This is a genomic window from Stenotrophomonas sp. S39 (assembly GCF_016624665.1).
Classification (GTDB): Bacteria; Pseudomonadota; Gammaproteobacteria; order Xanthomonadales; family Xanthomonadaceae; genus Stenotrophomonas.
In genome coordinates this window covers 1-6422 of sequence record NZ_JACVTT010000154.1, presented here as the reverse complement: position 1 = coordinate 6422, position 6422 = coordinate 1, and the positions used below count along the sequence as shown (strand labels likewise).

Genomic DNA, 6422 nt, shown 5'->3' with positions numbered 1-6422 from the left:
GTCCCCCTCAACCGGACCCACCCCGCCATCCCACGGAAAGCCAGCTTTTGACGTTGCCGTTGCCGTGGCTTGAAGCGGGTGCAGGGCTGCAAGCCCTGCCGACAACCATCACCCCAGTACCCACATCCACGCCGGCAGCGTCACCAGCGACAGCACGATCCCATACCCCACCAGCGCCGCCGCCAGCCGTGGCGCCAGCCGGTGCGAGATCGCCAGCGCGGCAGCGGTGATCATCGTCGGCATCGCCGATTCCAGGACGTTGGCCTTCAACATCATCCCCTGCATGCCCAGCGCCCACGACAGCGGCAATGCCAGCGCCGGCAGCACCAGCAGCTTCAACAGCAGGCCCACCGCCAACGGCCGCAGCTCCTCGCGGCGCAGGCGCAGCTGGATCGACAGCCCCACCGCCAGCATCACCAGCGGCAGCATCGCATCGGCCAGCTGCTTCAGCGCGGTGCCGATCCACGACGGTGGCTGCGCCGGCATCAGCAACAGGGCGAACAGCAACGCCCACAGCGGCGGGAAGCGGCCAATGCGGGCCAGCACCTGCAGGGCGGTCGGCGGGCGGTCGCCGCTGTAGCGCGCCAGCACCAGCAGGCCAAAGGTCGACAACAACAGGAAGGTGCCGAACTGGTCGTAGACCACGGCATAGGGCAGCGCCGCATCGCCCAGCAGCGCACGCACCATCGGGTAGCCGATGAAACTGGAGTTGGCCAGGGCCACGCAGATCAGCAGCACCGCGTGCACGTCGCGGGCGAAGCCGAACACGCGGGTCGCCAGGCTGACCAGCGCCCAGGTCGCCAGCATCAGCAGCCACGGCGTGGCCATCAACCCCAGCAGGCTGGCATCCAGCTGCAGGCGCGGCACGTAGGTCAGCACCGCCGCGGGCAGGCAGACGTACAGCACCACTTTGTTCAGCGTCTCGGCGGCGTTGTCCGGCAACGCGCGCAGGCGGGCGAACAGCATGCCCAGCCCGAGCATGGCCAGGATCAGGGCGAACGCATCAAAGGCCATGGGCATCTCCCCCTCAGGCAGATGCCTGCGACCTTTTCGATTGTGCGATGCAGCACCGCAGGCGGCAAGCGCCTGCGGTCGTGGCTCACGGCCAGGCCGGCGGCGCCGCGGCCCAGGCCTGCTGCACTTCAGCCAGGCTGGCCCGCTCATCATCGCGCCAGCCCGGCAGCAGCTGCGCATAGCGGCTGCTGTCGCTCCACTGGCTGGGCTCGGTGCGCACGGCGGCGGCATACCACTTCACCGCTTCCTGCTGCTGGCCGGCCCGCCACAACGCCAGCGCGTAGGTCGGCGGAATCCAGGCCGCGTTGCTGCGCAGGTTGTTGGCCACCGATTGCCACTGTTCCAGCGCAGCCAGTGCCTGGCCCTGGCGCAGCAGGTCCCAGCCGTAGTTCCAGCGCACGCTGCGGCCCAGGCTGCTCTGCACGGAGGCTTCGGCCAGCGCCTCGCGGTAGAGCTGTTCGCCCAGCTCCGCACGGCCCTGCGCGATGGCCACCGAGGCCAGCTGCACCGAGGCCTCCAGCGTCTTGCGCCCACGCTCGCGCTGCTTCAGCAGCTGCGCGACCAGGTCGTCGCCGCTGCCGGCCACCACGATGATCGGCGCGGCGGCAGCATCATTGTCAAAATAGAACTCCTGCGGTACCGGCAATGCCGGTGCGGCCCACGCGCACGCCGCGCCCGAGACCAGCAGCACGCCGGCCACGAACTTTCCTGCAACTGACATCAAAAATCCCCCAGGTTGAAACACCAACCTCCCCTCTCACCCCGATCCTAACCCCAGCACGGCCACCGATGCGAGTGCCGGGCCTTCCGGGCCCCACTGTTACAATCCGCGCCTTTCCCGCCGCGTGCCCGCACGCGGCCGGTGCCAGCCGATCCTACCGGGCCAGCCATGACCAGTACCGCGCAACTCACTTCGCCCTCTTCCGCCGACCTGATCGACCGTGATTACACGCTCGACCACAAATACACCCGCAACGAGGGGCGGATCTACCTGAGTGGCGTGCAGGCGCTGGTGCGGTTGCCGCTGATGCAGCGCCTGCGTGATGCGCACGAGGGCATCGACAGCGCCGGCTTCGTCAGTGGCTACCGCGGCAGCCCGCTGGGTGGCTTCGACCTGGAGCTGTGGCGCGCGCGCCAGCACCTGGAAGCGGCCAAGGTGAAGTTCACCCCGGGCCTGAACGAGGACCTGGGCGCCACCATGGTGTGGGGCACGCAGCAGACCAACCTGTTCCCCGGCGCCAACGTGCAGGGCGTGTTCGGCATGTGGTATGGCAAAGGCCCCGGCGTGGACCGCTGTGGCGACGTGTTCAAGCATGCCAATGCCGCCGGCACCTCGCGATACGGCGGCGTGCTGGCGCTGGCTGCCGATGACCATGCCTGCCGCAGCTCGACCCTGCCGCATGGCAGCGAGGACGAATTCGTCAGCGCGATGATGCCGGTGCTGAACCCGGCCGGCGTGCAGGACATCCTCGACATGGGCCTGCTGGGCTGGGCGATGAGCCGTTACACCGGCCGCTGGGTCGGCTTCAAGACCATCGCCGAGACGGTGGAATCGTCGGCCTCGGTCGAGGTCGATCCGCTGGCCCGGCGCATCGTGCTGCCCGAAGACTTCGACATGCCCAGCGGCGGCCTCAACATCCGCTGGCCGGACCCGCCGCTGGACCAGGAAATGCGCCTGCACCGCTATGCGGTGAAGGCAGCCCAGGCCTTTGCCCGTGCCAACGGCATCGACAAGGTGGTGATGGACGCGCCGCGCGCGCGGCTGGGCATCGTCACCACCGGCAAGAGCTACCTGGACGTGCTGCAGGCGCTGGAATACCTGGGCCTGGACGAAGCGGCCTGCGCCGACATCGGCATCCGCGTGTACAAGGTCGGCATGACCTGGCCGCTGGAGCCGGAGGGCATCGCCCGCTTCGCCCAGGGCCTGGAAGACATCATCGTGGTGGAGGAGAAGCGCGCCTTCATCGAGCGCCAGATGAAGGAACAGTTCTTCAACTGGCCGGTGAGCGGGGGCCAGCGCCCGTCCATCGTCGGCAAGTACGACGAGAGCGGCGAGTGGATCCTGCCGTCCACCGGCGAACTGACCCCGGCCACCATCGCCGGCGTGATCGGCCGCCGCATCCAGAAGTTCTTCAACAACGAATCGATCGAGCAGCGCCTGCAGTGGATGCAGGAAAAGGAAGCCGAGCTTGCGTTGCCGCGCGCCAGCTTCCCGCGCGTGCCCCACTACTGCTCGGGCTGCCCGCACAACACCTCCACCCAGGTGCCGGAAGGTTCGCGGGCGCTGGCCGGCATCGGTTGCCATTACATGGTGACCTGGATGGACCGCAGCACCGACACCTTCACCCACATGGGCGGCGAAGGCGTGACCTGGGCCGGGCAGGCGCCGTTCACCGACACCGCGCACGTATTCCAGAACCTGGGCGACGGCACCTATTTCCACAGCGGCTCGCTGGCGATCCGCCAGGCGGTCGCCGCCGGCGTCAACATCACCTACAAGATCCTCTACAACGATGCGGTGGCGATGACCGGCGGCCAGCCGGTGGACGGCCCGCTGAGCGTGCCCGACATCGCCAGGCAGATGCGCGCCGAGGGCATCCACACCATCGTGGTGCTGTCGGACAACATCGGCAAGTGGACCGGCCAGCGCGAGCATTTCCCCAGCGACGTCGAGTTCCACGACCGCAGCGAACTGGATGCCGTGCAGAAGCGCCTGCGTGAAGTGAAGGGTGTTTCGATCCTGATCTACGAACAGACCTGCGCCACCGAGAAGCGCCGCCGCCGCAAGCGCGGCAAGCTGGAAGACCCGCAGAAGCGCGTGCTGATCAATTCGCTGGTCTGCGAAGGCTGCGGCGACTGCGGCAAGAAGAGCTTCTGCGTGTCGGTGCTGCCGAAGGAGACCGAGTTCGGGCGCAAGCGCGAGATCGACCAGTCCAACTGCAACAAGGACTATTCCTGCGTGAATGGCTTCTGCCCGAGCTTCGTCACCGTGCACGGTGGCCAGCCGCGCAAGGGCAGCAAGCGCGATGCCTCCACCCTGCTGGACAACCTGCCGGCGCCGACCATCCGCGGCACGCTGGAACAGCCCTGGAACATCCTGATCACCGGCGTCGGCGGTACCGGCGTGGTGACCATCGGCGCGCTGCTGGGCATGGCCGGCCATCTGGAAGGCAAGGGCGCGACCGTGCTCGACCAGACCGGCCTGGCGCAGAAGGGTGGCGCGGTGACCACGCACATCCGCATCGCCCGCCGCCCGGACGACATCCACGCCGTGCGCATCGCCGCCGGTGAGGCCGACCTGGTGCTGGGCTGCGACATGGTGGTGGTGAACGATTACTGGGCGCTGTCGAAGGTGCGCGCCGGCCGTTCGCAGGTCGTGCTCAACACCTATGAGGCGATGCCGGGCACCTTCACCACCCGCCCCGACATGCAGTTCCCGGCCGCCGACATCGTGGCCGGCGTGCGCGTGGCGCTGGGCGGCCAGGAACCGCTGCAGCTGGACGCCACCCAACTGGCCACCGCGCTGCTGGGCGATGCCATCGCCGCCAACCTGTTCATCCTCGGCTACGCGTGGCAGCAGGGCCTGGTGCCGCTGTCGTTCGACTCGCTGATGCGTGCCATTGAACTGAACGGCGCGGCCGTGGCGATGAACCAGCAGGCGTTCGCCTGGGGCCGCCTGGCCGTGGTCGACCCGCAGGCCGTGCAGCAGGCGGCCGGCCTGGTGCGCAACCGCCACACCGATACCGAATCCACCCCGGGCCCGCTGCACCCGCTGCCGCCGGGCGAATGGGAAGGCAACGAATGGGGCGCCACCGCCGCACCGCGCAACACCGCCGACGAACGCGAACTGCGCGGCCTGCCCTCGCACGGTGGCGACGTGGCCTTCCTGCCGCTGGACGACGCGCGGCTGTCGCGTTCGCTGGATGAAATGATCGAGCGCCGCAGCGCGTTCCTCGTCGAGTACCAGGATGCCGCCTATGCCAACCGCTACCGCAGCCTGGTCGAGCGCGTGCGCGCCGCCGAGGCCGAGCGCATCGGCGGTTCCACGGCGCTGACCGAGACCGTGGCCCGCTACCTGTTCAAGCTGATGGCCTACAAGGACGAGTACGAAGTGGCCCGCCTGTACACCAGCGGCGACTTCCAGCGCCGCCTGCAGCAGCAGTTCGAGGGCGATTACCAGCTGCGCTTCCACCTGGCGCCGCCGCTGTTCGCCAAGAAGGATGAGCAGGGCCGGTTGCTGAAGAAGGAATACGGCCCGTGGATGTTCAAAGCCTTCGGCCTGCTGGCGAAGCTGAAGTTCCTGCGTGGCGGCCGCCTGGATGTGTTCGGCCGTACCGAAGAACGCCGCATGGAGCGCCAGCTGATTGCCGACTACGAAGCCACCGTGCAGCAGCTGCTGGAAGGCCTGGAAGACGGCCGCCTGGCACTGGCGGTGGAAATCGCCAGCGTGCCCGAGCACATCCGCGGCTTCGGCCACGTCAAGGAAGCGCATTTCGCGCAGGCCAAGGCGCGGGAAGCGGCGCTGCTGGCGCAGTGGCGCAACCCGAAGGCGCTGCACATCGTGCAGGTGGCTTGAAGGCCGCGGAATTGGTTGCCGGCCAGCGGCCGGCACTACCCGCGGTTCAGCCCAGCCGCCACAGCAGCAGGCGGTTGTTGGCCGGCATCGCCACGTCGCGCAGGCGGGTGAAGCCGTTGTCCTCGGCCAGCGCCTGCACCGCTTCGCTGTCGCGGATGCCGCTGCGCGGGTCGCGCGCCTTCAGCCAGGCATCGAACTGCGCGTTGCTGTCGCTGGTGTAACGGCCGCCGTAGTTGAACGGGCCGTAGACCGCCAGCAGCGCACCGTGGCGCAGCAGCGGCGGCAGCGCGGCAAACAACGCCTGCACGTGCTGCCAGCCCATGATGTGCAGGGTATTGGCACTGAACGCTGCATCGAACGTGCTGCCTGCGGGCAGCGTCAGGCCCGCTGCGGGCGGCAGTTCCACCTGCAGCGGCACCGGCGGCAGCAGGTTGAGCAGCGCGGCCTCGGCGCGCCAGGCCTCGATGCCGGGCAGATGATCCGGGTGGTCGCTGGGCTGCCAGCGCAGCCACGGCCAGCGCTCGGCGAAGAAGGCCGCATGCTGGCCGGTGCCACTGCCGATCTCCAGCACCCGATGCCGGTCGCCCATCCATGGGTCGAGCGCGGCCGCGATGGGTTCGCGGTTGCGTTCGCAGGCTTCTGAATACGGCTTGCTCGACATCGGGGAACGTCCAGGCGGGGTCGGCCCATTGTGCACGAGGGGGGTGTTCTGGGCAGGGCTTGCAGCCCTGCACCTGCTTCAAGCCACAGCAACGTCAACGTCAACGACGGGCTTTCCGTGGGTTGGCGGGGGGGGGGGGGGGGGGGGGGGGGGGGGCGACGCGACAACCAC

At 68.7% G+C, this 6422-nt stretch carries 4 protein-coding genes; 1 reads left to right on the top strand and 3 read right to left on the bottom strand.

Features of this window, described 5'->3' with window-relative positions; genetic code table 11:
- Positions 1-108: 108 nt before the first annotated feature.
- Together IAE41_RS21560 and IAE41_RS21555 are read right to left on the bottom strand one after the other, a co-directional pair.
- Positions 109-1014 (bottom strand): AEC family transporter, encoded by a 906-nt coding sequence (locus IAE41_RS21560; protein ID WP_200734505.1) that lies wholly within the window; start codon positions 1012-1014, stop codon positions 109-111.
- Positions 1015-1099: 85 nt separating this feature from the next.
- The gene (locus tag IAE41_RS21555; protein WP_200734504.1) at positions 1100-1735 is read right to left on the bottom strand and encodes a tetratricopeptide repeat protein; all 636 of its coding nucleotides are present in this window, start codon (positions 1733-1735) and stop codon (positions 1100-1102) included.
- 168 nt (positions 1736-1903) lie between these two features.
- On the opposite strand from IAE41_RS21555, the gene IAE41_RS21550 reads away from it, so the two are divergent.
- Positions 1904-5590 (top strand): indolepyruvate ferredoxin oxidoreductase family protein, encoded by a 3687-nt coding sequence (locus tag IAE41_RS21550; RefSeq protein ID WP_200734503.1) that lies wholly within the window; start codon positions 1904-1906, stop codon positions 5588-5590.
- Between the two features lie 46 nt (positions 5591-5636).
- Here the strand turns inward: IAE41_RS21550 and IAE41_RS21545 are convergent, their stop codons facing one another.
- Entirely contained in the window at positions 5637-6251 is a 615-nt protein-coding gene (locus tag IAE41_RS21545; RefSeq protein ID WP_200734502.1) for a DUF938 domain-containing protein, read from the bottom strand.
- Between the last annotated feature and the right edge of the window lie 171 nt (positions 6252-6422).